The 24,039-nt window shown below is 52.9% G+C and carries 26 protein-coding genes; 3 read left to right on the top strand and 23 right to left on the bottom strand.

Going from position 1 to position 24,039, the window contains the following annotated elements:
- Positions 1 to 106: 106 nt before the first annotated feature.
- The 3 genes from L1F29_RS11360 to L1F29_RS11350 all read right to left on the bottom strand — a co-directional run bounded on the left by L1F29_RS11360 (position 107) and on the right by L1F29_RS11350 (position 2,695).
- The gene (locus tag L1F29_RS11360) at positions 107 to 1,357 is read right to left on the bottom strand and encodes a Glu/Leu/Phe/Val family dehydrogenase (RefSeq protein ID WP_258388421.1); all 1,251 of its coding nucleotides are present in this window, start codon (positions 1,355 to 1,357) and stop codon (positions 107 to 109) included.
- Between the two features lie 164 nt (positions 1,358 to 1,521).
- The gene (locus L1F29_RS11355; RefSeq protein WP_258388420.1) at positions 1,522 to 2,127 is read right to left on the bottom strand and encodes a genetic competence negative regulator; all 606 of its coding nucleotides are present in this window, start codon (positions 2,125 to 2,127) and stop codon (positions 1,522 to 1,524) included.
- Between the two features lie 250 nt (positions 2,128 to 2,377).
- The gene (locus L1F29_RS11350; RefSeq protein ID WP_258388419.1) at positions 2,378 to 2,695 is read right to left on the bottom strand and encodes a hypothetical protein; all 318 of its coding nucleotides are present in this window, start codon (positions 2,693 to 2,695) and stop codon (positions 2,378 to 2,380) included.
- A 241-nt stretch (positions 2,696 to 2,936) separates the two neighbouring features.
- Between L1F29_RS11350 and L1F29_RS11345 the strand changes: the two genes are divergently transcribed.
- Positions 2,937 to 3,881, top strand: a complete 945-nt coding sequence (locus L1F29_RS11345) for a polysaccharide deacetylase family protein (protein ID WP_258388418.1) — start codon at positions 2,937 to 2,939, stop codon at positions 3,879 to 3,881.
- On the opposite strand, the gene L1F29_RS11340 is transcribed toward L1F29_RS11345, so the two are convergent.
- From L1F29_RS11340 to L1F29_RS11330, 3 genes are read right to left on the bottom strand one after another with little or no spacing between them, the layout of a single operon-like run.
- The gene (locus L1F29_RS11340; protein ID WP_258388417.1) at positions 3,844 to 4,695 is read right to left on the bottom strand and encodes a metallophosphoesterase; all 852 of its coding nucleotides are present in this window, start codon (positions 4,693 to 4,695) and stop codon (positions 3,844 to 3,846) included. The genes L1F29_RS11345 and L1F29_RS11340 overlap by 38 nt on opposite strands.
- Positions 4,685 to 4,921, bottom strand: a complete 237-nt coding sequence (locus L1F29_RS11335; protein WP_258388416.1) for a hypothetical protein — start codon at positions 4,919 to 4,921, stop codon at positions 4,685 to 4,687. The genes L1F29_RS11340 and L1F29_RS11335 overlap by 11 nt, the downstream gene beginning before the upstream one ends.
- Positions 4,918 to 5,511, bottom strand: a complete 594-nt coding sequence (locus L1F29_RS11330; protein ID WP_258388415.1) for a CPBP family intramembrane glutamic endopeptidase — start codon at positions 5,509 to 5,511, stop codon at positions 4,918 to 4,920. The genes L1F29_RS11335 and L1F29_RS11330 overlap by 4 nt, the downstream gene beginning before the upstream one ends.
- Positions 5,512 to 5,620: 109 nt before the next feature.
- Between L1F29_RS11330 and L1F29_RS11325 the strand changes: the two genes are divergently transcribed.
- A complete protein-coding gene (locus tag L1F29_RS11325; RefSeq protein ID WP_258388414.1) occupies positions 5,621 to 6,544 on the top strand; it encodes a hypothetical protein in 924 nt (307 codons plus the stop codon).
- A gap of 22 nt (positions 6,545 to 6,566) precedes the next feature.
- On the opposite strand, the gene L1F29_RS11320 is transcribed toward L1F29_RS11325, so the two are convergent.
- Positions 6,567 to 6,893, bottom strand: coding sequence for a rhodanese-like domain-containing protein (locus L1F29_RS11320; protein ID WP_258388413.1), 327 nt, complete (start codon positions 6,891 to 6,893; stop codon positions 6,567 to 6,569).
- A gap of 524 nt (positions 6,894 to 7,417) precedes the next feature.
- On the opposite strand from L1F29_RS11320, the gene serA reads away from it, so the two are divergent.
- Positions 7,418 to 9,010: a phosphoglycerate dehydrogenase gene (gene serA, locus L1F29_RS11315; RefSeq protein ID WP_258388412.1), complete on the top strand. Its 1,593-nt coding sequence runs from the start codon at positions 7,418 to 7,420 to the stop codon at positions 9,008 to 9,010.
- Positions 9,011 to 9,154: 144 nt separating this feature from the next.
- Here serA and L1F29_RS11310 read toward each other — a convergent pair whose 3' ends face one another.
- The 16 genes from L1F29_RS11310 to ribE all read right to left on the bottom strand — a co-directional run bounded on the left by L1F29_RS11310 (position 9,155) and on the right by ribE (position 24,002).
- Positions 9,155 to 10,585 carry a HAMP domain-containing sensor histidine kinase gene (locus tag L1F29_RS11310; protein WP_258388411.1) on the bottom strand — a complete coding sequence of 477 codons (1,431 nt, stop codon included), beginning with the start codon at positions 10,583 to 10,585 and terminating at the stop codon, positions 9,155 to 9,157.
- Between the two features lie 3 nt (positions 10,586 to 10,588).
- The gene (locus tag L1F29_RS11305) at positions 10,589 to 11,305 is read right to left on the bottom strand and encodes a response regulator transcription factor (protein WP_258388410.1); all 717 of its coding nucleotides are present in this window, start codon (positions 11,303 to 11,305) and stop codon (positions 10,589 to 10,591) included.
- 38 nt (positions 11,306 to 11,343) lie between these two features.
- A complete protein-coding gene (ccsA, locus tag L1F29_RS11300) occupies positions 11,344 to 12,603 on the bottom strand; it encodes a cytochrome c biogenesis protein CcsA (RefSeq protein WP_258388409.1) in 1,260 nt (419 codons plus the stop codon).
- Positions 12,600 to 14,264 carry a cytochrome c biogenesis protein ResB gene (gene resB, locus L1F29_RS11295; protein ID WP_258388408.1) on the bottom strand — a complete coding sequence of 555 codons (1,665 nt, stop codon included), beginning with the start codon at positions 14,262 to 14,264 and terminating at the stop codon, positions 12,600 to 12,602. Before resB ends, ccsA begins: the two co-directional genes overlap by 4 nt.
- 18 nt (positions 14,265 to 14,282) lie before the next feature.
- On the bottom strand, positions 14,283 to 14,816 hold the full coding sequence (locus tag L1F29_RS11290) for a redoxin domain-containing protein (RefSeq protein ID WP_258388407.1): 534 nt from the start codon (positions 14,814 to 14,816) through the stop codon (positions 14,283 to 14,285).
- A gap of 88 nt (positions 14,817 to 14,904) precedes the next feature.
- On the bottom strand, positions 14,905 to 15,645 hold the full coding sequence (locus L1F29_RS11285) for a pseudouridine synthase (protein ID WP_258388406.1): 741 nt from the start codon (positions 15,643 to 15,645) through the stop codon (positions 14,905 to 14,907).
- A 138-nt stretch (positions 15,646 to 15,783) separates the two neighbouring features.
- The gene (locus L1F29_RS11280) at positions 15,784 to 16,272 is read right to left on the bottom strand and encodes a spore maturation protein (RefSeq protein WP_258389668.1); all 489 of its coding nucleotides are present in this window, start codon (positions 16,270 to 16,272) and stop codon (positions 15,784 to 15,786) included.
- 37 nt (positions 16,273 to 16,309) lie between these two features.
- Positions 16,310 to 17,041, bottom strand: coding sequence for a nucleoside recognition domain-containing protein (locus L1F29_RS11275; RefSeq protein ID WP_258388405.1), 732 nt, complete (start codon positions 17,039 to 17,041; stop codon positions 16,310 to 16,312).
- Positions 17,041 to 18,246, bottom strand: a complete 1,206-nt coding sequence (locus tag L1F29_RS11270) for a D-alanyl-D-alanine carboxypeptidase family protein (protein WP_373876499.1) — start codon at positions 18,244 to 18,246, stop codon at positions 17,041 to 17,043. The genes L1F29_RS11275 and L1F29_RS11270 overlap by 1 nt, the downstream gene beginning before the upstream one ends.
- Before the next feature lie 195 nt (positions 18,247 to 18,441).
- Positions 18,442 to 18,906 carry a GerW family sporulation protein gene (ytfJ, locus tag L1F29_RS11265; RefSeq protein ID WP_258388404.1) on the bottom strand — a complete coding sequence of 155 codons (465 nt, stop codon included), beginning with the start codon at positions 18,904 to 18,906 and terminating at the stop codon, positions 18,442 to 18,444.
- A gap of 178 nt (positions 18,907 to 19,084) precedes the next feature.
- Complete coding sequence (locus tag L1F29_RS11260; protein ID WP_258388403.1) at positions 19,085 to 19,780, bottom strand: DUF2953 domain-containing protein; 696 nt, start codon at positions 19,778 to 19,780, stop codon at positions 19,085 to 19,087.
- 87 nt (positions 19,781 to 19,867) lie between these two features.
- On the bottom strand, positions 19,868 to 20,539 hold the full coding sequence (gene scpB / locus L1F29_RS11255; protein WP_258388402.1) for an SMC-Scp complex subunit ScpB: 672 nt from the start codon (positions 20,537 to 20,539) through the stop codon (positions 19,868 to 19,870).
- Entirely contained in the window at positions 20,508 to 21,290 is a 783-nt protein-coding gene (locus L1F29_RS11250) for a segregation and condensation protein A (protein ID WP_258388401.1), read from the bottom strand. The genes scpB and L1F29_RS11250 overlap by 32 nt, the downstream gene beginning before the upstream one ends.
- Positions 21,291 to 21,339: 49 nt before the next feature.
- Positions 21,340 to 21,810 carry a 6,7-dimethyl-8-ribityllumazine synthase gene (gene ribH, locus L1F29_RS11245; protein ID WP_258388400.1) on the bottom strand — a complete coding sequence of 157 codons (471 nt, stop codon included), beginning with the start codon at positions 21,808 to 21,810 and terminating at the stop codon, positions 21,340 to 21,342.
- Positions 21,811 to 22,009: 199 nt separating this feature from the next.
- A complete protein-coding gene (locus L1F29_RS11240; RefSeq protein WP_258388399.1) occupies positions 22,010 to 23,257 on the bottom strand; it encodes a bifunctional 3,4-dihydroxy-2-butanone-4-phosphate synthase/GTP cyclohydrolase II in 1,248 nt (415 codons plus the stop codon).
- A 37-nt stretch (positions 23,258 to 23,294) separates the two neighbouring features.
- Positions 23,295 to 24,002 carry a riboflavin synthase gene (gene ribE / locus L1F29_RS11235; RefSeq protein ID WP_258388398.1) on the bottom strand — a complete coding sequence of 236 codons (708 nt, stop codon included), beginning with the start codon at positions 24,000 to 24,002 and terminating at the stop codon, positions 23,295 to 23,297.
- Between the last annotated feature and the right edge of the window lie 37 nt (positions 24,003 to 24,039).

Genomic DNA, 24,039 nt, shown 5'->3' with positions numbered 1-24,039 from the left:
CCTCGATAAATTGTATCATCAACGGCCCCATTACTGATCTTTATTGATTTTTCTTTATGACATCTTTAGCAAAATATAATATTAACCTAACCTGACGTCATTCGCGTTAGACCCATCCTCTTAAACGAGCGGCTTCCGCCATCTTCCTTACGCCCACCATATATGCGGCCAATCTCATGTCCACATTCCGGACTTGATGAAGCTCATAGACTTGATCAAACCCGCGCACCATCATATCGCGAAGCTTCGTATCCACCTCGGCCTCGGACCAGTAGTAGCCTTGATTATTTTGTACCCATTCGAAATAGGAGACGATGACGCCTCCCGCACTTGCAAGCACATCCGGAACCAAAAGAATGCCCCGGTCCGTCACGATGCGCGTCGCTTCGAGCGTCGTCGGTCCATTGGCAGCCTCTACGATAATCTTGGCGCGAACATCATGCGCGTTATGGATCGTTATTTGGTTCTCGATCGCCGCCGGAACGAGCACATCGCAATCAAGTGCAAGCAGTTCTTCATTCGTAATCGTCTCGCGAAACAGATTCGTTACCATGCCGAACGAATCGCGCCGTTCAAGTAAATCTTCGATATCGAGTCCACTCTCATTATACAATGCTCCGTGCACATCGGAAATAGCAATAACTTTAGCGCCTGCCTCATACATGAATTTGGCCAAGAAACTGCCTGCATTGCCAAAGCCTTGTATGACGACCCGTGCCTCATGAAGCGCAATCCCCTTCTTCTTCATCGCTTCATGGATCATAATGGCTACTCCCCGCGCCGTAGCGGTTTCCCTTCCCTGCGAGCCGCCGAGCACAATCGGCTTTCCGGTAATGAAGCCAGGCGAATCAAATTCGCGAATGCGGCTGTATTCATCCATCATCCATGCCATGATTTGGGAGTTAGTCATTACATCCGGAGCGGGTATATCCTTGGTAGGGCCCACGATCTGGCTTATCGCGCGAACATAGCCGCGGCTGAGCCGTTCAAGCTCGCGGAAGGACATTTTGCGCGGATCGCAAACAATGCCTCCTTTGCCGCCGCCGTAAGGAAGATCCGCTATCCCGCATTTGAGGCTCATCCAGATCGACAAAGCCTTCACTTCAAGCTCGTTGACATCCGGATGAAAGCGGACGCCGCCCTTGGTCGGACCCACGGCATCATTGTGCTGGGCGCGGAATCCGAGAAACACCCGCGTTTTGCCGTCATCCATCCGCACCGGAATGCGAACCGTCAATACACGCATAGGTTCCTTCAACAATTCGATCATATCTTCGCCGTATCCAAGCTTGCTCAGCGCCTTCTCAATAATCACCTGCGTCGATTTCAGAATATCGCTCGAATCTTTGATGCTCATCAGAACCGTCACCACCTTATGAATAATATGGGCGGGAAACTGGCGGGCTATGCGGACCGTACACGAGCCTCGTGCATCGGCCATTCCTGCCATGTTCGATTCAAATAATAAAGAGCATCCCGCGCACGGTATTACCGCAGCTGATGCTCTCACAATTTAAGCAGTTAAAAATGAGTGCAGATTTCCAAGACGGCTTTGGAAGGCATGATGACTTTTCCGTATTCGTCCAATACAGCTGTCGTTACAGACGCCGCTTCGCCATATTCAGCGAGCAGGGCGATAATGGCGTGGTACCGGGCTAGTTCCAAACCGACCGGTTCGAAAGCGAGCATATACTTCCCGTTGTATGCGTACAGACGTCCGTCCTCCGTAAGATCGGCTGCATGCAGCTGCTTACATGCGGAGATGACGTCTTCAATGTCCCGGAATGCGTAAAGCACGACGTCGCTCTGTTCAAGCGTAACCTCAAGCTCATACTCGTCCTCATCATGATCTTCTTCCTGCAGCCGTTCGTCGGACTTACCGTGTACTTTGCCACGCGTTACGATGACGACCATGCCTTGAGCAGGAAGCGCGAACACTTCGACGGCAAGCGGGCCGCTTGCATCAAACCCCAGTTCCGTATAGGCTTGATCCATCATCTCGCTGAACAACTCATGTACCTTCGGAATTTCGCGCCACATGTCTTCCTTCTGGATCCCACGCTCCAGCAAGTCGTCGAACGTCAGGAAAATTCGTATTTTGTCTTGATTGAGTCGTTCGATCTTCATGATAGGATCCTCCTTATCGAAAGTATCCGCTTCGTGTTTACGGAGCAAAACAGACTTCGAAAGCGCAAGTAACGCGGCAGTTTCTGTTATAAACAGCGTATGAAGCAGATAACGATGTGTGCTTAAATCGTGCTATGTACCCATGTTATCATTTATGTCCCTGGAATGCACTAGATCGCGAAAAAAAGAATCGCTATAACGATCCATTTTGCGTTCGAAATGGACGGTCAAGCGATTCTAATGGTTACCTTCAATGCGATTGGCTCTGCGATGCGATTTGCTCGGCTTCGCGTTTGACGGCCGGATCGCTGTTCATAATCATTTCGATCTGTCCCCATGCATCGGAGGCCTTGCCTGCAGAGGCACTCGAACGTTTCGGCGCGGACGCAGCCGGTACAGGACCAAATTTACGGTTCATGACGGCATTGATCGCCTTCCCCTTCATGCCTGTCATAACTTCTCCGGCAGCCGTACCCGCCCATGCGACCCAGTTCGGCTTTCTTTTCGACAGATACGCGACCGCCGCAATTCCCGCAATGCCGCCAATGATAAATCCGCTCCATTTCATCGGAAATCCTCCTTATAAGTGTAGTGGAGCTTATCTTCCTCGTGTTATACCCTGCCATAACGGGTAATCGGAAGAACAGCGCTTGTGATGAGTTTGGATCCGATGTTAGTTTGACCTTGCCCGGACCGAGTCATCCCTATCCAAAAGCAGGAAGTCCCGCTTATGCTGCCAGCGGGGGACTATGTTACAATGAAGAGAACAATTAGACCAGCGTTACACACCGGCATAGGAGGATATAGAGATGCGCTTAAAGCCTTTCACGCGAAGCTTCATCATTACTGCAGCCGCAGTCAGCTTATTGGCCGGATGCGGGGCAAAAGAGAACGCGCCGGGTACGGCCAATACGGAAGCCGCGACCAAGACGCCTGCAGAGGACGGGAATCCGAATTCCGGCAAGGAAGGAACGGTAGCGCCGTCAGACAAGCCCGATGCCGCAAAACCGGTAACCGGCGGAGGAGAAACGGCTGCCGATCCGAAAACGCCAAGTTCGAATACGGCGGATCAGAAGCCTGGAGCGGATATAGAAAAGAAGAAGCTGTACAAGATGAACAAGGTATACCGTTTCGTCCCGATAGACAAATCGTCAGCGCCCGAGAAAGTGGTGCTGCTGACCTTCGATGACGGACCCAAGGATGACGCGATGCTAACCTCCATGCTCGACACCTTGGATAAGCATAAGGCAAAGGCGATCTTCTTCGTGAATGGGTACCGCGTCAAGAAGAATCCGGAGCTGCTCACTAAAATTGCCGATCGCGGGCAAACGATCGGCAATCACTCGTGGGACCATATTGATTTGAAGAAAGAAACATCCGCATCCGTTATGAAGCAAGTCGGCGACGTTCAGAAGATCGTCAAGGACACGGTCGGAAAAGCGCCGGTCTTCTTCCGGCCTCCATTCGGCTCAGGCGGCGATGAGGTCAAGAAAATCGTGAAGAATCACGGCATGCTGTTCATGACCTGGTCCAACGGGTCGCTGGATTGGGATAAAAGCACGAAAGACAAGCCGGACAAGGTGATCGAGAATGTGCTGGAGCAGCTTCATCCAGGCGCTAATATTCTGATGCATGAATTGCCTTGGACAGCCGAAGCGCTCGATTCGCTGCTTACGAAGCTCGAGCAGAAGGGATACGGATTCATCGACCCCGCTGCTATTGACCTTGAGCTGCAGCCGGGCGGCGCAAAGTAAAAAGATGGTATTCGGCCGGAGCCCCTAAGCGAAGAGGCATTCTGGAGGTGCCGAAGCCGCAGCTAACGAACAACCGGGAGGCCAGGGCCGACCCGGTTGTCGCATGATGGTCCACCGTATACCAGCCTCTGCAGTATGGCGACCGCAAGACCGCTCCGACGATAGGCAGCGAAATCTGCCCGCCGTGCGTATGACCTGAGAAGACCAGGTCGATACGGTCCGACGGCTGCAGCTTATCTACAATGATCGGATCATGCGCAAGCAGTATCGTGAAGTCAGCTTCAGCTTCTCCCTCCATATCTTGAACGGCCATCTTCAGCCGGTCTCTGCCTGTTCGGGGATCATCAACGCCGATCAAGCGTATCAGGCTGCCATCCCCCTGCTCGAGTACAACGGACTCGTTCACGAGAACCCGTACTCCTTCATCTCTTAACATCACATCGAAGGCCCGAATATCCTCATCGTAATCATGATTGCCGTACACCATATAAACCGGGGCGATGGCTCGAAGCTTACGGACATTGTCCCGGCTGCGCTCGAGCGGCACGCCCTTCTCGCGAAGATCCCCGCCTATTAATACAAGGTCAACGCCGCCAGTATCCTGGCACCGCTTCATGATCGCATCGGGTATGGCGCGGCGATGGACATCCGACAGGAAGAGGATCCGAGTCCCGTCGAATGAAGCCGGAAGCCGGCCGACATGGATGCTTTGCCGGTCCAGCCGGTACCGGTAGGATATGCCGATCATGAACAAGACAGCAGCAGCGGCGAGGACGGCGACTCCCGTCAAGCCGATCCCGATTTCATAGCCCATACATTCTCTTCCCCCACATCAGAAGTCCGATAACGAGCAATAAATAGATAAAGATCTGCACCCGATATAACCATTGCGTCATCTGTTTCTTATTTGAAGGATGTATTATACGCCTGGACGGCAGCCCGCCTTCGGCCAAGCCATCGCGGACATCTGATTGTCTGCTATTTTTCGCCGCCGATGCGTCTGCTTGACGGCGTCGTCCGAATTTCTCGATCCTGCTCATGTTTCCCTCCGGTAACGAATAACAAAGCCCATTATCATATCGACCAGAAAATGCGCGATGATCGGCGCCCAGAGCGTACCGGTATGCTCATATATCCATCCTAAGCCGTAACTGATCGAGAATACGAGGCCTGTTGGTATCCAATGCTTAAGGTAACGGACATGAATGACTGCAAAAATGATACTCGTCCAATAAGGGCCGAAGGAATGCTGAATGCCGCCCCGAAATAATGTTTCTTCACATACGGAGACGATGAACGATAACAGAATGATGTGCCACCAGGGCCTGTTTTTGAAAATACGGTCATTAATGCCTCCGTCGTCTCCTACTTCCTCCGGCACGAACCGCGAAATAAGCAAATCAACCGCGATGACAAGGATCCCAAGACCTATTCCCCATAGGAGAAATGTCGAATTTTGCGGTAAGGCAAATAATAAAAATGGATTCCTGTGCTGAAATAATATCCATACGAAACCGATAATAAGTGTAATGGCTTGTGTCGCATACAAATTAATAAGCAGCATGCGGTCATCCAGCTCATCAATCGTAACTTTGCGAAGCTTGAATTTGCTCATGTCGAATTTTTTCATACTTTACCGCCATTCGAGAAGGTTAATATTTTCTTTTATGCTAATATAACCTATACTTATAGGACAATTGGTTCAGTTTTTGACGATATTTGGAATGAAGGAGATCATTATGGAGAAACGACTGTCACGTACCGAAATGCTCTTTACTCTTGGCTTCCTCTTTATGCTCGTATTGGCAGTGGGCGCATTCTTCTACGGAGTCAAGATCGGCTCGGACAAGACCGAAGCCAAATTTATTGAGCAGACCAAACATCTGAGCAGTGGCAATGTAAAGAACGCAACTGCTTACCAGCAGCAAGATCTCGTCTCTTTCTATCATACCGTATTTTTACCTTATCGTGAATTTCAAGCTGAATGGTTTCAAACCATGAACAAAATGTCGACGGGCCAGTTGTCCGATTCCGCTTCTGCGCTAAAGGAATTAACCAGCCTGGCCGACCAGAAATATTCCGAGGCAGGCCGCAGCAGCTTTCCTGCGTCGTCCCCGCTTCTCGAGCAATCCCAGATCCAGTATATGAAGAGCCTGAAGTTGTTCAGCAAAGCCGCCTCCCGCGGTGCCGGATCTACCAAGAGCATGAAGACGGAAGAGCTGATTGAAGCGCTCATGCAGGACGCTTATTATGTTGAAGGGGTCAAACAGGCGATGGCCGGCCAGCTTAACTATTACACCGCAATGTTAAAGTGGAGCAGTTCCATCGATCCGAATATACCGTATCAATACGATTCGCCGCCAGTCCTGCAAATTAATACGTGGAAGTCGCTCTCGCTTACCGTAAAAAACAAGCTGATGGCCGATCAATTGAACGTCCGCAAGCAGTTCGCCGCTTATTACCCGCAGGATTTGTCGGCTCGCGTGGATGAATTTATCCATTCCGGACAAGCTTCCAAAATGAAAATGAAAACCGTCGACTCCATCGTTGATCTGCTGATCAGCACGGAAGCCATCCGCTCAGGCGATTTTACAAGCAGCAAGGCGCGACTTTACGCCAATGAAATTCTGCCGCAGCTGCCATTCTTCTATACGGAGCAATAATAACCGTCATACATAATGGATTTCAATCGTATTGAAATCCATAAATCGAGGCTATGGCAGCCATACCGCCGGATACATTGCGGAGGTTTCCATAGCCTTTGTCATTGAGATAGCGGCAAACGGCAACGCTGCGGACCCCATGGGCGCATAGGACATAGACCGTCTTGTCTGCCGGCAGCTCTCCAGCCCGGTTTGGAATGGTTTGCATCGGTATAAGTGTTGATTGTTCCAAGTGGTAATAGTCCCATTCTTCCTGTTCGCGCACATCGATAATCTGAGAAGCCTCCAGCTCGCCGTTATCCAGCATGCGGACGAATGATCCCGGATCGATATCGCTCCATCGCTCCATTGAAAACACCCCGGTTTTTGCGTATTCTTGCCCTTGATCATAACGAAATTTTCACATTTGGGCAAGTTTTAAGCATTGCATTCCTCCGCAATCTTGCTATAAAATAGGATAGATTAACATCGGTCGCCTCATCGGCTTCGGATCAGAACCGTTTTGATTAAGAATCGACTCTCGTCCCGCTGCTTTTAAAAACTGAGCGGTAGGCGAGGGTTTTTCGCTTCTACATAAACGATATCCATTTTCGTTCATGATCTATGCTTCCAAAGCGTATTTTGATGCGACGATACTCCAGGTAGCATGGCTGCCCATAACAGCCTATGCTTCGCAGCGAGTTTTGTTTCGACGATGCTTCAGGAAGCATAGCTACACAAAACTCGGCTTATGCTTACGATGCAAGTTTTGTTTCGACGATACTTCAGGAAGCATAGCTACACAAAACTCGGCTTATGCTTACGATGCAAGTTTTGTTTCGACGATACTTCAGGAAGCATAGCTACACAAAACTTTTAGGAGGCACTACCATCATGTTTAAAGTATTGGTCTCAGACCCGATCAGTGATCTCGGTATCCAACAGCTGGTTGACGCAGCAGACGTTACCGTTGACAAAAAGCCAGGTCTCAGCGAGGACGAGCTTGTTGCCATCATCGGCGAGTATGACGCTCTTCTCGTGCGCAGCCAAACGCGTGTAACGGCTCGCATCATGGATGCCGGAAAGCAGCTTAAAGTCGTCGGACGCGCAGGCGTCGGCGTAGATAATATCGATCTGGAAGCCGCAACACAACGAGGTATTATCGTTATCAATGCACCAGACGGCAACACGATCACGACCTGTGAGCACACCTTCGCGATGATGATGGCGCTCGCCCGCCACATTCCGCAAGCCTACCAAAAAACCGTCAGCGGCGAATGGGACCGCAAGTCGTTTCTTGGCGTTGAGCTGCGCAACAAAATTCTCGGCGTTCTCGGAACCGGCCGCATTGGCAGCGAGGTAGCCAAGCGTGCCAAAGCTTTCGGTATGGAAGTGTGGGGCTATGACCCGTTCCTGACCGAAGAGCGGGCAGAGAAAAGCGGCATCCGCTTCTCTACGATCGACGAGATCGTGCGCAATGCGGATTTCATGACCGTTCATACGCCATTGAATCCGGAGACGCGCCATATGATTTCGCGTCCGCAATTCGAAGTGATGAAGAAGGGTATGCGGATCGTCAACTGCGCGCGCGGCGGTCTGATCGACGAGCAGGCTCTCGTTGAAGCGATCGATCAAGGCATCGTCGCAGGAGCCGCATTTGACGTATTCGAGGTTGAACCTCCAGCTGCGGATCATCCGTTCCTGACGCACCCGAAAATTATCGTCACCCCTCACCTCGGCGCTTCCACCGTAGAAGCGCAGGAGAACGTTGCCATAGACGTATCGGAGCAAGTATTGAACATTCTGCGCGACAAGCCGTTCTCGAACGCGATGAATATGCCGCCGATTCCGCCAAACGTGTTGAACAAGCTGCAGCCATACTTCCGCCTGGGCGAGAAGCTCGGCAGCTTCGCGGCACAGCTTACCGATTCCGCTGTCGAGGAAATTACCGTCAGCTATTCCGGCGAGCTGGCAGAAGTCGACACACAGCCGCTCACACGCTATATCGTTCGCGGCGTTCTAGCTCATCATCTCGGTCTTGAGCAGGTCAATGTCGTCAACTCGATGCACCTGGCCAAAGAACGGAGCGTCAAGATCGTCAGCCAGACATCTCACGAGTCGAAAGACTTTACGAACCTTGTAACGGTTACGCTTCGTACGAAGAAAGAGCAGCGTCAAGTCGCAGGTACGCTGCTGACAGGCTACGGCCCAAGAATCGTACAGATCGATAAGTTCCCTGTCGATGTGACGCCTGAAGGCAATATCATCCTGATCTCGCATAACGATAAGCCTGGCATTATCGGCCGCGTCGGCACCTTGCTCGGCAGCAACGATGTCAACATCGCTACGATGCAGGTTGGACGTCATCTTGTTGGCGGATCAGCTATTATGGTGCTTACGGTCGACAAAGTCGTTCCAAAAGAAACGTTGGCCGAAATTGTGAAGGTCGCGGATCTGAACAGCGCCAAAGAGATTATCCTCCTGTAACTTTTTAGCACCGTCCGAATCGGACGGTGCTTATTTATTTCACGCGCGCACTGCGCTGAGCAGCTCAATTGTTTCACGAACAACAAGATTTGTCGGCTTCCTTCAACAAAAACAGCGTCCCCATGGGGAACGCTGTTTCAGAATCTATTGTGCTTCGACAGGAAGCAGCATCGTGAATGTTGTACCTTTGCCAACGACGCTCATCACATCAATCCGGCCGCGATGGGCCTCGATAATATTCTTGACGATAGCAAGTCCAAGACCGGTTCCGCCCGAAGAGGCCCCTCGCGTGCGCGCCTTATCGGCCTTGTAGAAGCGTTCGAAGATGTACGGCAGATCTTCCTGGGGAATCCCCTGGCCTTCGTCTTGAATTTTGAGCTCGGCGAAGGTCTTGCCCCCTACGCTGCCATATTGGGCTGCAATCTTGATTGCGGCTCCGCTCCGCGTGTGGCGAAGCGCGTTATCCAGCAGATTGGTCAGCACTTGCTCCAGACGATCCTCGTCTCCGGCTTGTAAATACAAGTCCGACTCCGGCAGGTTAATGATTAGTTCAATGCCGCGCTCCTTGGCGTAAACCAAAAATTTGCGGTGCACCCGCTTCATTAGCGCTGTCAGGTTGACCTGGTCATACCTAAGCTCAATATGGCCTGCTTCCATCCGGGCCAAATCCAGCAAATCCTTCACGAGGCGCCCCATCCGGAGCGACTCATCATGAATGACTTGGACCAGTTCCTTGCGTTCCTCCGGCGATGCTGCAATATCGTCCAGCAGCGCTTCGCTGTAGCCCTGCAGCATCGAGAGCGGCGTCCGAATCTCATGGGACACATTCGCGACAAAGTCGCTCCTCAGCTTCTCCAGCTTCGATTCTTCCGTTACATTGCGCATAACCGCAACGGCGCCCCGAATAGTATCATCCGATTTGAGCGGAGCCATGACGACCGACCAGACGGCGCTTTGCACATGCACCTTGTCGGTCATATCGCGGCCATCCTGCAGAATCGTGCGATAGAGCTCGTACAGCGGCTCAGGCACCTGCGAAGCATCCCGGGACGGCTGCTCCATACTATCCTCCGTCCACTCCAGCTCGTTCCAGCGCTTGAGCAGCTGCTGCCCGGGCGGATTGGCCAGGATGACTTGACCGTTCGCGTCCAAGGTTATTACGGCATCCGCCATACTCCGCAATACGCTGGACAGATGATCCTTCTCATGATTCAAATCCTTGATCAGCGTATCGAGCTCGGATGCCATATGGTTGAAGGTGTTCGCCAAGTCTCCGATTTCGTCCGTGGACCGAATCGGAACACGTGTCCGGTACTCTCCTTGAGCGATCAGATCGGCCGCCGTCTTCATCTGAATAAGCGGCTGCGTTATTTTCGTAGATAGGAAGAACGCAAAGAAAGTTGAGAGCAGAAATCCGATGATCCCGGTATAGACGAACAGCACTTTCACTTGATGGGAGTTGGTAAACGCGATATCAATATATTGCAGCAGGAACATCCCCAGCATGATTAGCACAACGGCTACGAGCAAAATAATGGTAATCCACAGCTTGCCGACTACACTGCGCCATATCATTGGTTATTTCTGCACTTCGAGTTTATACCCGACGCCCCAAACGGTTGTGATCATCGCTGCCGCATCCGGCGAAACTTTGTTCAGCTTCTCGCGAAGCCGCTTCACATGCGTGTCGACCGTTCGCAAATCGCCGAAAAATTCATAGTTCCATACATCCTTCAGCAGTTCCTCGCGAGAGAACACTTTATCCGGCGATATTGCCAGATAGTGAAGAAGCTCATACTCCTTGGGCGTCAGGCTGACCTCTTGACCCCCGGCCATAACCCGGTGAGCGTCATGCTCGATAATGAGATGCGGGAACACGATATTGTTGCTCGTCAACGCTTCCTTCGTCAGGAATGCCGTTGCCGAAGAACGGCGCAGAATCGCCTTGACGCGGTAGATGACTTCGCGCGGGCTGAACGGCTTCACGACATAATCGTCGGCGCCCACCTCGAAGCCCTGCACCCGGTTCATCTCTTCGCCCTTTGCCGTCAGCATGATGACCGGTGTCGCTTTGACCTGTCTAAGCCGTGAGCAGACCTCGATGCCGTCAATGCCCGGAAGCATGACGTCAAGCAGAATAAGATCGAAATCGCTGTTAGAGGCCAATCGCAGGGCGGATTCCCCGTCCTCGGCTTCCTCGATCATATAGCCCTCTTTTTCCAAATACATCTTAAGCAACCTGCGAATCCGTTCTTCATCGTCAACGATGAGTATGCGGTGTATCTGTTCGGTCATACGAGAGACGCTCCTTTCAATGGCGGATCATAAATCTATTATACACCTGCGTAAGAATGCAGACCAACGAGTACGAGGTTAACCCCGATCAGCGTAAACATCACGACGACGAACCCGATCACCGCAATCCATGCCGATTTCTTGCCGTGCCAGCCGCGTGACAAACGCAAATGCAGGTATGCCGTATAATACAGCCATGTAATAAGGGCCCATACTTCCTTCGGATCCCAGCCCCAGAAGCGCGACCAAGCAATGTAAGCCCATATCATGGCGAAGATCAACGCGCCGAGCGTGAAGATCGGATAGCCGATCGCGATCGCACGGTAGCTGATTTCATCCAAGTCTTCCGGGTCTACGCCATCCATGACGGAATGGATAGCCGCTCCGATCCGTCTGCGAAGGACGAGGCGGATCAGGCCGTACAAGATCGTCCCGTTAATGATCGACCAGACGATGGTGTTCAGCTTCCGTGCCGCATCGACGCCCTTCATCCATGAAGGCGTTTCGAACAGCGGCTCTTTCATGCCTAGGAAACTATCCATGGACTGGACTTGGCTGTTGTAAGGCTTCACAATAGGCGGCATGGAATATTTCACGTCATCCGTCGTCGTCGATTCCACCCCTTGACTGGAGATTTCGACGGTTTCCTGTATAAAGTGCGCTTCATATCCCATTCCCCGGAAAGCGAACACGGAACCGATGAAGGCGATGATGATCACGACCACGTAGAGCGTAAACTCAACCCAGCGCTGCTGGATTCGCATCGATTTCTCCTTGGAGTTAAAATCGACGACACGCAGCAGGTACATGAGACCCGCCGCGAATCCGACCGCGAAGAACGCTTCGCCGAGCGCCGCCGTCGTAACGTGAACCTTCAGCCAGATCGATTGCAGCGGCGGAATGAGCGGCTGCACCTCCTGCGGAAACACGGCCGCGAACGCCACGATAATGACGGTAAGCGGCAGTGTGAAGAAGCCAAGCATCGGCTTCCGGTAGATCGCATAGACAACGATGAAGGCCAGCATGACCATCATCGCCAGAAATGTCATAAATTCATACATGTTGCTGGTCGGAATATGCCCCCCGCCCGCCCATCTCGTGAAGAAGAAGGTCAGGTGGGCGATGAAGCCCAGGACGGACGTAATGAATGCGATCCGCCCCCATTTGTGCATATGCTCATCCGGGTTGCGGTTGCTGAACTTGCGGCCGATGATCGCAACGCCGTAGAAGAGAAATCCAAAGCAATATAGAAAGAATGCGACGATAAACGCGTCGCTGCTGAAATCAACTAAACTCACGATTTGTTCCCCCCGTTATCGAGCGACTTCGGCTCTACATCGATGCCTGTCTTGCCCAGTACGGCAGCGACCTCGGCACGCATGCCGTAATTGTTTTTATTCGTATGTGCCCCAAGCGCAACCCGGCCATTATCCACCCGAAGCCAAATTCTGCGATGCTGCCAGTAGGAACCGAGCAGCAGGCCAAGCATGGAAATACCCGCTCCGACCCAGATGTATGGCATCGCTTTATCGACACGCACGTTCAATGTCGTAACGACAGGCGCGAAGGTTATGTCTTCCATCTTCGGGACTTTAATTTCGAATCGCTTGCCGATGTCGCCGTTAATGGCATCCTGACTGAAGCGGATCTTGTCGTTCTGTTTCGGGAAGTACATGTACGGCACGCCTTCCTTGGGCAGGTCCGGCCCCGTGAGCAGAAAGACGAAGGCTGGGGCGTTAGGCTCCCTCGATTGCGTCGCAGGCTCCCCGGCGGAGTTAATGACGAAATCCATATACTTTTTCTTCAATTCGAGCGTGTACGGTCCTAGCTTGTAGGTAAGCTCCGGATCGAGCATCGGCAAATCGAACGGCCCGTAGGTTTGTCCGGTTTCCTTGTCGATCAGCACCGGCTTGACCGCTTTTAGCTTCGGTCTGTCGTCGTAGCCGAATTGATAGATCTTCAATCCTTTGTAAGATAGCGGATGATTGACCTTAATGTCGTGCTGAGTGACCTCCGTAAGCTTCGGTTCAAGCAAAGGGTCGTCACAATTCTCGCTGCACGTATACAAGACTGCCTTCGTCTCGTAGAGCTTCGCTCGGCTTGTTCCCTTCAACTCCTCAGGCAATTCTTCATCCTTATAGTAATCGACCGTAAAATCCTCGTTCTTAATGAAATAATTCGTGTGCGGAATCGAGACCGTATCTCCTTCGGGAATGGATACGTAGTTATCCATGGACCAGCTTGGGATCGTTCTCAGAAGAACGGCAAGCAGGAATACAATCAGGCCGATATGGTTGATATACGGTCCCCAACGGCTGAAGCGCGCCTTCTCCGCGAGCAGCGCCGACCCATCCCGGTGAACGCGGTAGCGCTTCCGCTTAAGCTGCTCCTCCATCTGATCGACCCATGCTTCCGAATCGCTGCCCAGATCGGCGGAGTATACCGTTTTTTGGCGGTTGATGAACTGCGGATGCTTGCGGATTTGCTGCTTGCTGAGCGCCCGGTAAAGCGGCAGCACACGGTCAAGGCTGCAGATGACGAGCGAGGTGCCGATCATGACCAGGAGACCGATAAACCACCATGATTCATACGTGTTGGATAGGCCGAGCTTATAATACCACTTGCCAATCCATCCGTACTTATCTTCGTAGTAGGTCGAAGGATCGAAGGAGACGAATGCGTTCTCTTGGGTGAAGATGGTGCCGACGATAGCAGCGAGGAGCGTGATGATAATAATCCGAACCGCAATTTTGACCGATGAGAAAAAGTTCCATACCCGATCGATAATCGAAGGATTGCTCTTCTGCGAGCGTCTTGCGACCCCGTCATATCTCATCTCAAGAGGAGCGTCGGAAGCCGCCTCGTTTGCATCCAGCGGCTTCCCGCAGCTCTCGCAGAGTACGGTTCCGACCGGGTTCTGATGGCCGCACTCGCATTTCGTATTTTCAAATGACAACAAAGGATTGACCTCCCTGGCTTAGGACTGAAGCAGTTTCTTGACGCGCTCATCAATGTCCTTCTCCGTCATCCCGCCCACGTAGATGTCCATGATCGTTCCGTCGGGCTTGATGAAGAAGGTCGTCGGATAGGATCTCACTCCGTACAGCGTCTCGACTTTATTGCGCTGGTCGCGCAAGATATCGTACGTCAAGCCGTACTCCTTCACGAAGCTTGAGACCGTCAAGTCGTCCTCGCTCAGATTAATGCCGACAATTTCGAAGGGCTTGCCTTGGCCATTCCACTTCTCGTATTGCCGTTGAAATTCCGGTGTTTCAATGACGCAGGGCGGACAGAATGTACCCCAAAAGTTAATGACAAGCGCTTTGCCTTTATAGTCGGCAAGCCGATGGACTTGTCCGTCCGTCCCAAGCAGCGCGAAGTCAGGCGGCGCTTCACCCGCTTTCGGCAGACCTTCATCGCTCACAAAAAGTGTCTTGCCGATCGCATAACCTCCGAGCAGCAAGACGCCGAGCAAAATGACAATTTGTATCGTTCTGCGGTTTTTTCCCAACTGTACATGTCACCGCCCAACATTGTTTATTAAACTCACAATTGTCATTATAACGAAAATCGAACGGCAATTAGATTGCCGCCGTTCGTTATTTTTGAATTTTATGTGTCTTATGAGCCATGTCGCGCAGCTCCTGAACTTCCTTCTCCGTTAAATGCCGGTATGTACCCCGTGCCAGATTCTGCAGCAGCAGATCGCCGAATTTGATCCGTTTCAAGCGGGTTACGGGATGCGAGATCGCATCGAACATCCGGCGCACCTGCCTGTTCCGCCCCTCATAGATCGTGATCGTGATCGTCGCTTGCTTCTTATCGGTGTCGACATCATGGTATTCTACCTCGGCCGGAGCCGTCATGCCGTCCTCCAGCTGAATCCCGTTCTGGAGCTTCTCCAGCGAGGTGCCGTGAGGAACCCCCTTCACCGTAGCCATATACGTCTTCGGCACGTGATGGCTCGGATGTGTCAGAAGGTTGGCGAATTCGCCGTCATTCGTCAGCAGCAGCAAGCCTTCCGTATCGTAATCCAGACGCCCGACCGGATATACCCGTTCCTTAATACCGGGAAGATAATCCGATACGATCTTGCGTCCCTGCGGATCTTTGGCGCTCGTGATAACCCCTTTAGGTTTGTTTAGCATGAGATACAGCTTTTTCTCGTTTCGAATCGCCCTGCCGTTAACCGTTATGACGTCTACCGCAGGGTCGGCCTTGACCCCCAGCGTCGTCACCGGTTCTCCGTTCACCTGGACTTGTCCGGCAAGGATGAGCTCCTCGCACTTGCGCCGCGAAGCGACACCGGCCTGAGCTAATATTTTTTGTAATCGTTCCAATGATTTCACCTCACTCTTCATCATACCCCAAAATCGGAAAATAAGGAAACTTGTCAAAAAATAAGTCTACCGGGCTTCAGCGTCTCGACGTAATCGACACTGAAATCCGATAGACTTAAAAGCGGTGAATAGATGAGTTCATCCGAATACAAACAAACAAATGATAATGGCGGCGACAAATCCGACGAGATCGGAGAATAAACCGACCTTCAGGGCGTAGCGGCTGCGGCGGATGCCGACCGCTCCGAAGTAAACCGTCAATACGTACAGCGTGGTATCCGTACTTCCCTGTATAGTAGAAGCGATGCGTCCTATCATAGAATCGGGCCCGTAGGTCTTGATGAGCTCCGTTGTGAACGCAAGCGAACCCGCTCCGGTTAACGGACGCAGCATTCCAAGCGGAAGCACCTCGCTGGGCACGCCGAAATAATCGAACAAAGGCCGGATAAGCCCCGAGAGCATGTCCATCGCGCCGGAAGCGCGGAACATGCTGATCGCCACCATCATCCCGACTAAATGCGGAATGATGTTTATGGCGGTATCGAAGCCGCCTTTCGCGCCCTCCAGAAATGTTTCATAAACCGGAACCTTCCTAAACGCCGCGTATAGCGGGATAAAGACAATCATGAACGGAATGGTCCACGCGGATATTAAGGTTATCCATTCATACAACAGCCTCACCCTTTCCGCCGCCTGCAGTCAGTCCTCCATCAACGCTTGCCGCAGGACCGGCCCTGCCGCCGGTCAAGGTCAGAGATGTTTCCGGACGTTCCGTCGTCGAACGGTTCCCTTTGCCGCTATGATCCTTCCAGTTCGGCGGACCCGACCGTGACCGGTACCAGCGGTCCGCCAGAATGGCCGCCGCCGTCGCAATCAGCGTCGCTGCCAGCGTCGTCCCAACAATCTCCGCAGGATGAGCGGAGCTGTACGTCATCCGTATCGCAATGAGCGTAGTCGGAACCAGCGTTATGCTGGACGTGTTAAGCGCAAGCAGCGTGCACATGGCAGGCGTTGCGGTCGATTTGTCGGGGTTTAAACTCTGCAGCTCCTGCATCGCCTTGATTCCCATCGGCGTAGCCGCATTGCCCAGACCCAGTATATTCGCGCTCATGTTGCTCATGATATAGCCCAGAGCCGGATGTCCCTTGGGCACATCCGGGAACAGAAACCGGACGACCGGCTGAAGCAGGGATGCCAGCTTGCTGAGAAGACCGCCATCCTCCGCGATGCGCATGAGGCCGAGCCAGAAGACCATGACGCTGATCAGTCCCAGACTGACCGTGACTCCGCTCTTCGCCCCTTCGAAGGCCGCTTCGGTGAGCGCCTCCATTCTTCCCGTCAGAGCCGCTGCGATAAAGCTGGCCACGATAAAAAACAACCAGATCCAGTTGACCATTACGCCCCCTCCATCCCTCCGAATAATGCCGACAGCACCCGTTTCAACGCGCCGCCAAACGTATGGGCCCATGGTTGAAACGAGTCCGCGGCGGACGCGTCCGACCATGTTGCCGTGTCGCGTTCCGGCACCGACATACGGACACCTGCCGGCTCGTACACCATTGTCGAACCGATCTTGTTATCTCCGACATACCATTCGATCGTTCCGCGTTCTCCCAGTGTATAATAGGCCGAGTTTTGCGGGATTAAGATCAGCTTGGAACGAAGCTCCTCCTTCTCGCCGGCCGCGAACGGATAGCGAACCGTCCGCCCTACGGCAAGCGGATAACCGTTGATGGGCTGGCCTTTATGGGCAATTTCCACAAGCGGATAGTTCGCGAAGCCCCAATCCAGCATTTTGGAGTGATCCACCCAATCGTTGCGGTCGTTGATCGTGACGGCTGCCAGCTGCTGGCCGTTGCGGGTTGCGGAGCTGACCAGACAGCGCAGCGCCATTTTGGTATACCCCGTCTTGACTCCGTCCGCCCCTTCGTACATATGCAGCATTTTATTTTTATTGTTCCACTTGTACTCCCATTCGTCGTTCGGATTCGGCGCTGTTTTCACCGGTGTTTTCACGATGGCTTTGAACGTCGGATTATGTAAGGCATAGGCCGTCAGCTTCGCAAGGTCGTTGGCGGATGAGTAATGCCCCTCTTGGTCAAGCCCGTGGGGATTCATGAACTGGCTGTTCGTCAAGCCCAGCATGCGCGCCTTCTCATTCATCAGATGAACGAACCCTTCCTCCGATCCGCCGACATGCTCGGCGATTGCCGTTGCCGCATCGTTGCCCGATCTCAGCATCAAGCCGTACAGCATATTTTGCAGGCTCATCTCCTCGCCCAGCTTCAAATAGATGGAGGACCCTTCTTTGGCGAAAGCCCGCTTGCTCGTCTTCACCTTGTCGGACAGCTTGCCATGTTCGATGGCAACGATCGCCGTCATTATTTTTGTCAAGCTGGCGATCCGCATAGGGGTATCGCCCGCTTTGCTGTACAGCAGACGGCCGGATTCCACGTCAATCAATGCAGCTGCCTTGGCATCGGTGCCGATCCGTGGAGTACCCTTGTCGACAACCGCCTCGGCACCAAGGGGAATAGCCCAAGCAATCCATCCCATGATGAGCGCTCCTAAGAGCCGCATCCATTTACGATCGAGCCTCATTTCGCACGTTTCCTCCTCGTAATCGGGGCGCAACAATGGCCCGGGTCTTGTACCATTATATGAACGGAGCCCGCGGATATGTCCGAGCCCTGACGAGCGGGCATGCAAAAAAAAGAAAACTGCCCTCTGATGAGCAGTTTTCCCTCTTGCTTGGCCGGTTATCATAACCCGGCTTATTTTTGTGCAGCATTTTTTTTAGATCAAATGGCCATCGGGCGTTTCAATGAGCACTTCGTCGACGGACCGTCCGCCGCGGTTGAACATTTCCTGAATCTTATCGAACACCTGGGGCGCCGAGTCGATGACCCGCTCCATCAGATGTGTCTGGTTGTCAAGCGGCACGACGCGAACGCCATGAGTGCCTACGACCAGGAAGGCGATCGGTGTAATCGATACGCCGCCGCCGCTGCCGCCGCCGAACGGAAGGGAGACCGCTGCATTGTGCGCGTCGTTCGACGATATGGAGCTCTGATTGCCGCTTCCGTCAAACCGGATGTCGCTGCCCCCGGCAACAAATCCGAAACCAACCTTTGAAATGGGCATAATGACACTGCCATCCGGCGTTTGCACCGGATCGCCCACGATGGTGTTCACATCAACCATGCCCTTGATGTTTTCCATTGCGGTTTGCATAAGACCTTGTATCGGATGTTCTGCCATTGTTTATTCCTCCTGAACCGTGTTGTGAAGCGACGCTCATACTACCGTCATCGCAGCAAAATTGAACTTCGCAAGGCATATGCCCGGGTAGCGATATAGATAAGGACTTACCTACGCTTTCTGTATTGTGCTCACAATGAGGGTTGAGTATGTATCGATCCTTGCGGTACGGCTGGTCTTAGCTCTTCAGTAAAATCCGCCCCCAGAGGAATAAATCTTTTTTCAATCCTTTTAAATTCGAGCTGCTCCGCAGCAGGAAAAATCCGGCGATTATCGCATAGCCCAGCCTGATCTTCGCCTTTACCCGCCATTCCGTATTGAAGCATGGCTGCTGGTACACCGGTACGACCGACAGTTTCGGATTCGCCTGCAAGCGCACCAGCTGGGACAAGACGCCGATTGCGGTTGTTTTGACAGACCAAGCCGTACCGGTCAGCATCGCCGTCCACATCGCATCGCCGGCGCCTATTGCGGTATGCCAGCTCCATTCCGTCAGACGCACATGGCCAAGCGTTGTTTTAACCCATCCGAGCAGCCCTTTCGTTTCCTTGAGCAGCTTCTGGGATTGCTCCAGCGCCTTGAGGATCGTATCCTTATTCACATTCTTCTTGGAGGAATCGGTATTGCGGTCGCCGATGTTCTCTTCCGTCGTTTCGCTCTTCATTTCCATCATGAAGCCCTTCAAGCGGATATCGGGCAGTTCCCGATGATATTGAAGAAGACCAAACAAGCCGCGCACGCGAAGCTCGGCATGATCGTTGTCCCCGATTCGTTTCACATGGGCGCTAAATACAAGTGAAGACAGGAGTGCGGTAACAACGAGCAAAAAAAAGAGACCTGTCCCGATCAACCACCCGTACGGATAACCAAGCATGGGCCTCATTCCCCCATTTCCCTGTTTATGGTCGGATATAGTATGACCTTAGGTACAGATCTCATGCATTGACGCATGCATTCGCGCTTACCGGCTTTCGCTGCCAGGCGCCTCTTCAATGACACGTTCATCGATGATTACGTCGCCGTCGTCCTCCGCCTCGACGGGCATCTCGTCCATCGTAATTTGACGGTTCTCCAGCTTCTCGAACAGCATCTGCGTCTGTTCATCGAGCGAATCGTCGTCTACCGCCGTCGGCTCCGGCAGCGCGTCAAGCCCGGCAAGGCCGAAATAATCCAGAAACGACTTCGTCGTGCCGTATAGAATCGGCCTGCCGATCGCTTCCGCGCGGCCCACCTCTTCGATTAGATCTTTAATCACAAGCGAATGAATGGCGCGGTCGCTCTTGACTCCGCGAATTTCTTCGATATCGACTCGCGTAATGGGCTGCCGGTATGCTACGATGGACAGCGTCTCTAATGCCGCCTGGGATAAGCTCGACCGGGTTGGCGTATAGGCCATCCGTTCGAAATAAGGCGAATGCTCCGGGTTCGTCGTCAATCGGAATGAGCCTGCCACCAGCGCCACCTGAATGCCGCGATTCTTCCGTTTCAGCTCCCGCATCAAATCTTTGGCGATATCCGCGGCGACAGCGGCATCCAGCTGTAGAATATCGGCCAGCTGCTTGGCGTTCAAGCCTTCATCACCTGCCATGAACAGCAAGCCTTCAATAACTGTCTTCAACTTCGAGAATTCCACTTTCCGCCGCTTCCCCTCTCCAATGAATTACGATATCGTCGAATAATTGATGCTGAAAACAGCGAATATGCTTCATCTTCATCAGCTCCAGCAGCGCGAGGAACGTGACCACGACCTCATGCCGGCTCATCTCGGTGCGGATTAGCTTCGAGAAGCGGACCGTTTCAAACTCGCGCAGCACCCCGACGATATCCCGAATCCGATCCTTCACCGATATTTCGTCTCGATGCACGGTCGCCACGATATTACGACGCGAAGCTTTGCGCATCGCTTTCTGAAACGCCCGGATGAGATCGTCCACATGCAGCCCCTTGACCGGATTTTCTTGAATGACGCCCATGTAAGGGGTCAGATCCTCCGCTTCCTTCGTAAACACGAGGCTGCGCTCGAATTCTTTATCCCGAAGCTGCTCGGCGATCTGCTTGTACTTCCGGTATTCGATCAGCTTGGCGATCAGCTCGTCGCGCGGGTCGAGACCGTCGTCTTCCCACATATCGTCGTATTCGTCCTCGATGACCGGCATCTTCGGCAGCAGCTGCTTGCTCTTTATGGACAGCAGTGTGGCCGCCATGACGAGAAACTCGCTGGTCACTTCGAGCTCCAGCTCCTGCATCGCATTCAAGTAGTCCATGTACTGGTCGGTAATCTCGCTGATGGACACTTCGTGAATGTCAATCTCCGCCTTATCGATCAGGTGAAGAAGCAGGTCAAGCGGACCTTCGAACGATTCCAGTTTGTACGTCACCGTCATGGTGCGGTCCTCCTATGCTTGTTTAATCATAACTTGCCAAGGCTGCGATCTATTCTTGCAGCGCCTTGGTCAAGTTAACCATTTCAATTGCCGTTACAGCCGCTTCCCAGCCCTTATTGCCCGCTTTCGTACCGGCGCGTTCAACAGCCTGCTCGATCGAATCGGTCGTCAGCACGCCGAAGATGGTTGGAATGCCCGTCTTCAGATTAACCGCCGCAACCCCCTTGGCTGCTTCGCTGCAGACGTAATCGAAATGAGGCGTTGATCCGCGAATGACGGCTCCGAGCGTAATGACTGCGTCGTATTTGCCGCTCTCCGCCATCTTTTGCGCGATTAGCGGAATTTCGAAAGCGCCCGGAACCCAGGCAACGTGAACATCGGAGTCGGCGGCGCCGTGACGCTTCAGGGCGTCCAGCGCACCGCCGAGCAGCTTGCTCGAAATAAACTCATTGAAACGTCCGACTACGATTCCGTAACGCTGCCCTTGCGAAATTAAGTGTCCTTCATATACATGCGGCATATTTATATTCCTCCATAAGTTGTTTTTATAGGTCAAGCATATTGTACATGATTATGGAATGAACGAAAGAAAGGTACAACGAGCGGACAGGGAGAATGATTCTGGAGCGATCGAAAGTACATTCTGCCTGCGAAGTGTTATGTGCTCTATTCCTTCGTTCACTAGTCTTAGTTACTGCCGAGTTTCATTAATAACATAATTAAATCTCGAATTCAAGCATATGGCCGAGTTTTGCCTTCTTCGTGCGCAAATAATTGGTATTACTCTCATTCGCTTCCATCTGAATCGGCACGCGTTCGACAACCTCGATGCCGTACCCTTCCAGCCCGCGGATTTTGCGCGGATTGTTGGTCATTAGCTTCATCTTGCGTACGCCAAGGTCCTTCAAGATTTGGGCGCCGATGCCGTAATCGCGCAAATCGGGCGCAAAGCCTAATTTAATATTCGCGTCGACCGTGTCGAATCCCTGCTCCTGCAGCTCATATGCCTTCAGCTTGTTGATCAGTCCGATCCCCCGTCCTTCCTGCCTCATATACAGCAGTACCCCGCTGCCCGCCTCTTCGATCTGCTTGAGAGCCGCAGCCAGCTGCGGTCCGCAGTCGCAGCGGTTGGAATGAAACACGTCGCCTGTCAGACATTCAGAGTGAACGCGGACGAGAACGGGCTGATCGGGATTGATCTCTCCCTTGACAAGGGCGACATGCTCCTTGTTGTCCACCTCGTTCGTATAGGCGACGGCCCGGAACATGCCGAAGTCGGTCGGCATCTTCACATCCACCGCGCGTTCGACGAGCTGTTCCTTCTCATTGCGGTAATGGATCATATCGCGGATGGAGATCAGCTTCAGCCCATGACGCTTCTTGAATTGGATCAGATCCGGCAGACGCGCCATCGAGCCGTCCTCTTTAATAATTTCGCAGATGACCGCAGCCGGCTTGGAGCCGCACATGCGCGCCAGGTCAATAGCAGCCTCCGTATGGCCCGCCCGACGGAGCACGCCGCCTTTCTTCGCGACCAGCGGGAAGATATGTCCGGGACGGCGGAAGTCTTCCGCCTTGGTCGTCGGATCGATCAGCGCCTTCACCGTCTGGGAGCGCTCGTATGCGCTGATGCCGGTCGTCGTCGAGATATGGTCCACCGAGATGGTAAAGGCTGTTCCATGATAGTCCGTATTGCGCGCGACCATCTGCGGCAGATCGAGCTCCTCCGCTCTCTCCTTCGTAATCGGAACGCACACCAGACCTCTGGCTTCCGTAATCATGAAATTGATGACATCCGGTGTTGCTTTATCGGCTAATGCGATCAAATCGCCTTCATTTTCTCGATCTTCATCATCGACCACGATAACCGGCTTGCCAAGCATCAGATCGTAGATGGCGTCCTCGATCGCGTCGAATTCGCGTCCAAGCTGGTTAACTGATTCGTCTTCCTGTCCTTGGTGGTTCATGATATCCCCTCCTTATCGTACAACCTGGTTGACTTGCTTATAGAAAACCGTTCTCTGCCAAGAATTCGGCTGTCAGCCCTTTGCCCGTGCTGCTGACGCCGCCTGCACCCGCGGCGCCGGCGGAATCTCCGCCGCTGCTGCGCGGACCTGCACCCTTATAATGCAGCAGATGGTCAACATACTTGCCGAGCAGGTCGCACTCGATATTAACGACGCTCCCCGTCTGCTTCTCTTGCAGCACAGTCTCGCGCAGCGTATGCGGAATGATCGAGATCGAGAAGCCCGTTTCATGGCATTCCGTAACGGTCAAGCTAATTCCATCAATCGTAACGGAGCCCTGTGAAATGATATATCGCATGAGCCCCGAATCTTGCGGGCGAATGGTGAATACGACCGCATTGGCATCCGCCGTCCGCGATTCGACAATTCCCGTTCCGTCGACATGCCCCTGCACGATATGGCCGCCAAACCTTCCGCCCGCCTTCATCGCCCGCTCCAGATTGACCTTCTCGCCGGATCGGATATCTTTCAAATTCGTATGCCGGAACGTCTGCGGCATAACGTCGACGGTGAATGAGGCCGCATTATATTCCGTGACGGTTAGGCAGACCCCGTTAACCGAGATGCTGTCCCCGATCATCACATCGGACAGAATGCGGGATGCCCCGATTGTCAGCATCATCGCCTCGCCTTGTTTATAAACGCGCTTCAACGTTCCGATTTCCTCGATTAAACCTGTGAACAACGATGATTCCCTCCTTACTGCCTGTATCTTGCCGCAG

Source organism: Paenibacillus spongiae (assembly GCF_024734895.1).
In the GTDB taxonomy this organism is placed as follows: Bacteria; Bacillota; Bacilli; order Paenibacillales; family Paenibacillaceae; genus Paenibacillus_Z; species Paenibacillus_Z spongiae.
The sequence above is the reverse complement of the archived record's forward strand: the minus strand, read 5'-3'. Positions and strand labels throughout refer to the sequence as shown.